Annotated in this window: 2 protein-coding genes and 2 pseudogenes; all 4 read left to right on the top strand. The window is 72.2% G+C overall.

Features of this window, described 5'->3' with window-relative positions:
* Window positions 1–815: pseudogene (locus tag EAO75_RS44960) on the top strand (serine/threonine protein kinase); the annotation flags it as partial.
* A gap of 163 nt (window positions 816–978) precedes the next feature.
* Complete coding sequence (locus EAO75_RS44955; protein ID WP_148000891.1) at window positions 979–2535, top strand: substrate-binding domain-containing protein; 1557 nt, start codon at window positions 979–981, stop codon at window positions 2533–2535.
* A 102-nt stretch (window positions 2536–2637) separates the two neighbouring features.
* Window positions 2638–4014, top strand: a complete 1377-nt coding sequence (locus tag EAO75_RS44950) for a M20/M25/M40 family metallo-hydrolase (RefSeq protein WP_261989729.1) — start codon at window positions 2638–2640, stop codon at window positions 4012–4014.
* A 28-nt stretch (window positions 4015–4042) separates the two neighbouring features.
* Window positions 4043–4479 (top strand): annotated as a pseudogene (locus EAO75_RS44945) (SLATT domain-containing protein); the annotation flags it as partial.

Genomic DNA, 4479 nt, shown 5'->3' with positions numbered 1-4479 from the left:
GGGTGGGCCGGGGTGCCGCCGCCCCCGGCGGCACCCCGGCCCACCCGGCGTACGGCTATCCGCAACAGCACCCGCAGCAGCCGGCGTACGGCTACCCGCAGGCGTACGGGCCGTACGGCCCGAATCCTTCCTACGGTCCGAATCCTCCGTACGGCCCGAACCCGGCGAACGGCTCCACCCCGCCGAACGGGGCCACCCCGCCCTACCAGCCGCCCCTGCCGTATCTCCCCGCGCCGCCGCCCGAACAGCCCCGGCGCAGCGGCCGTTCCACGGTGGCGCTCGTCCTGGTCGCGGTGGTCGTCGCGCTCGGCGCCGGCGGTTCGGTGTACGCCCTCATGAACGGCGACGGCGACGACACGACCGGCGGCGGTCCGACCGTCACGGCCACCGCGACCGACTCCGCGACCGATGACCCGACGGCTTCCACCCCGACGCCGTCCCCGACGCCCCCGGCACCCGAGGACGGCGTGATCCCGACGCGCTACCTCGGCACCTGGACGGCCACGATCGACAACGCCACCGGTGCGAACACCCGCACGCTGACCATCCGGCAGGGCGAGGTGGGTGATCCGGTCCTGTCCCTCGTCGCCGACGGGCCCGCAGGCACCGGCACCTACCACTGCGAGTTCGCGGCGGACCTCTCCGCGGCGCCGGGCGGAGACGGCCCGTTGAGGATCGGCCCGTCCACGGTGACGGCCGGCGCGCCGCCCACCTGTTCGCCGGGCAAGGCCACCGAGATCTCGCTGCTGCCGGACGGCAGGCTGGAGCGGGTGACCACCGGCACCGGGGAGAAGCTGACGTACACCAAGCAGTGACCCGGCAGGGGCCGCTGCCGGGTGCGTGGGGGCGGGTGAAGTGCCGTTTCCTGTGAGGCAGTTGAACGTACGGCGAACTTCCCTGCCCGAGCGCCGCCGCAGGCCCCGAACGGACGTACGGTGACCCCACACTACGGCTCTGGTGAGTTGCGGGGGCACCACAGTGGAGTGGCTGAGCGCAGAGAACGTCGTGGCCGTCGGTACAGCGGTGCTGGGTGTCGTCGCGTCGGGCGTCATGGTCTGGTACGAGCGGCGCGTGCCGCGCAGGAAGCGGATCGGCTACCGCGTCCAGATGGACAACCCCATTGGCTACGGCGTGCGTTCGGGCCGGGCCGGGGGTCCCCCCTCCGGGGGAGTCAGGCTCGGCCTCTTCGACGCGGACATGGACGACGCGACCCTGGTGCTGCTGCGCGTGGAGAACGACGGTTCGCAGACCATCGACCGCGACGACTACACGGACCCCGGCCCCCGCGGCCTCACCGCGGTGTTCACGGACCGCACCATCCGGGGCGTCTCGGTCACCCAGCCGACCGACATCGACCACCTGATGGACCACTTCACCGAGGAGCGGGGCTTCGGCTACGAGGGCAACCGGCTGCGCATCCCGCGCGTCCCGCTCAACCCCGGCGACTACTTCAAGCTGCTGGTGCTGCTGTCCGGCGGTGACGTGGGCAGTGACATCCGGCTGCGCGGCGGCATCCGCAACGGCGAGGTGCACCCCAACCGCAGTGCCACACCGGACGACAAGGCGCCGGTGTTCAGCCTGCAGGCCCGGATCTTCACCGGGCTGCTCACCCTGTCCGTCCTGGCGCTGGCGGGCATCGTCGTCTTCCGCGACGGCAATCCGATCGAGTGCGAGCAGGGCGAGTTGACGGTGATCGGCTCGACGGCCTTCGAGCCTGTGATCTCGACGCTGGCGAAGCAGTACGAGGGCAAGTGCGCGGGTGCGGAGATCGACGTCCAGACTCGCGGGAGCGAGTCGGGGGTGGCCGAACTCGCCGCGCTGGCCGACCGGTCGAAGAGCAGGGCGCGGTCGGTCATCGCGTTCTCCGACGGCCCGCTGGGCGACCGCCTCGGCCTGAAGGGGAAGAAGGTGGCGCTGTCCGTCTTCACCCTCGCCGTCAACGACGGGATCGACCTCGGTCCGGACGGGCTGTCCGTGCAGCAGGTGCGGGACATCTACAAAGGCAGGTACAAGCGGTGGGGCGAGGTGATCCCGGGGGCCGCCAAGGCGGTCGCCGATCTGCCGATCGTCCTGGTCAGCCGCAGTGACACCTCGGGGACGCGGCAGGTGTTCCAGGACCGGGTGCTCGGTGGATGGGAGCAGACGCAGAGCACATCACTGGACTGCCGGCCGCCGAAGGGTGCCGCCACCGTGGTGACGCGGTGCGAACTCGCCAGTACCGGCGACGTGTTGGACAAGATCGCCGATCAGCCCGGCGCGATCGGGTACAGCGAGCTGAGTGTCGCCGCCCAGCACAAGGGCGTGACGACGGTGCCGCTGGACGGCGACCGCGCCGACGTGGACGAGATCGAGCGCGGCGACAGCGCCTATCCGTACCGCGACATCGAGTACGCCTACACCTACGGCATCGCCCCGAACGACTCCCTCACCGCCGGGTTCCTCGCCTACCTCGACAAGGAGAGCAGCCGGCAGGTGATCCGTACGCAGGGGCATCTGCCGTGCGGGACGCCGGTGGGGCTGAAGTTGTGCGGCTGAGGCACCCTTGCCGTTGGTTGCCATGTCCACAACCATGACGAGGGTCGGCCGGCATCGGCAGCCCCGGGAGGACACATGCGTCGCAGCCCCACCAGGAGAACGGTGTTGACGGCCACGGCAGCGAGCGCGGCCGCGCTGACGACGACCGGTACGGCCGACGCCGCGCCCGCGCCGGCGACCCGCCCTCCGGCTACCGCCCAGCGCCCCACCCGCGAACTGCGCACCCTCCTGAAGGAGATCGACCCCGCCCGCATCGAGGCCACGGTCCGCAGACTCGTCTCCTTCGGCACCCGCCACACCCTCTCCGTCCAGGACGACCCGAACCGGGGCATCGGCGCGGCCAGGGACTGGCTCCTCGCCGAACTGAACTCCTGCGCGACGGCCTCCGCCGGCCGGATGACGGTGGAACTCCAGTCGTACGTGCAGCAGCCGGCACCGCGCATTCCGGCCCCCACGAAGATCACGAACGTCGTCGCGACGCTGCGGGGTTCGGTGACGCCGGAGCGCGTGTACGTGGTGTCCGGGCACTACGACTCCCGCGTCACGGACGTCATGGACGCGACCTCCGACGCGCCGGGCGCCGACGACGACGCGTCCGGGGTGGCCGTGGTCCTGGAGCTGGCCCGGGTGATGGCGAGGCGTAGGCCGGCGGCGACGATCGTGTTCGCGGCGGTGGCGGGGGAGGAGCAGGGCCTGTACGGATCGGCGCACATGGCGCAGACGCTGAAGGCGGCGGGCGCGGACGTCCAGGCCATGTTCACCAACGACATCGTCGGCAGCGCGACGGCGGACGACGGCGCCCGCGATCCGTACACGATCCGCCTGTTCGCCGAGGGCGTCCCTTCCTCCGAGACCCCCGAACAGGCGGCGCTGCGCCGCTCGGTGGGCGGCGAGAACGACTCGGCGACCCGCCAACTGGCCCGCTTCGTCCGGGACGTGGCCGACAACGACGCGACCGGCATGCGGGTCCGGGTGATCTACCGCCGGGACCGCTACCTCCGGGGCGGCGACCACATCCCCTTCCTGGAACGCGGCTACCCGGCCGCCCGCTTCACCGAGCCGGCCGAGGACTACGCCCACCAGCACCAGGACGTCCGCGTCGACGACACCGGCAAGCAGTACGGCGACCTGCCGGAGTTCTGCGACTTCGCGTACACGGCGAGGGTGGCCAAGGTGAACGCGGCGGCCCTGTGGACGCTGGCCCAGGCCCCCGGCACCCCGAAGTCCGCCGGGATCATCACCAGCGCCCTCACCAACTCCACCCGCCTGACCTGGGCGAGGGGCGCCGAACCGGACCTCGCCGGCTACGAGGTCGTCTGGCGTGAGACGACGGCCCCGGAGTGGACCCACGTCCTGCCGGTGGGCGACGTCACGACACACGAGGTGGACCTGTCCAAGGACAACGTGTTCTTCGGGGTGCGGGCGGTCGGCGCGGCGGGCCTGCGCAGCCCGGTGGCGTTCCCGGCCCCGCAGGCGTGAGCGGTCCGGCCCGTCACCGCGGCTCGGGCGGCCGCTGCTGGATCTGACCGGGGTCACGAGCGGGGTGGCCCCCTGGGGGTATCTGGCGCTGCTGATGGCCGTGGCCTGTGTGGCGGTCGACCGGTTCTTCGGGATCACGTCCGGGTGGATAAGGGACGTCGCCACTGCGCAGGCCGTGCAGCGGCGGGTTCAGGTGCTTCAGTTCGACTGGGCGACGGAGTGTGTGCGCGAGGTTCTGGGGCCGGCGGAGGGGACGGCCAGTGAGGCCGCGGAGCGGTGTCTGGGGGTGCTGCGGCGGTTCTCCGAGGATGTGACCGAGCTGGTGCGGGCGGAGACGGCCGACTGGATGGTGGAGTTCCGGACGGGGTCGGCGCGGCGGGCCTGCGCAGCCCGGTGGCGTTCCCGGCCCCGCAGGCGTGAGCGGTCCGGCCCGTCACCGCGGCTCGGGCGGCCGCTGGCGAGGCA

The sequence above is a fragment of the Streptomyces sp. UW30 genome (assembly GCF_008042075.1).
Classification (GTDB): Bacteria; Actinomycetota; Actinomycetes; order Streptomycetales; family Streptomycetaceae; genus Streptomyces.
This window is presented reverse-complemented; position numbering and strand designations above follow the sequence as displayed.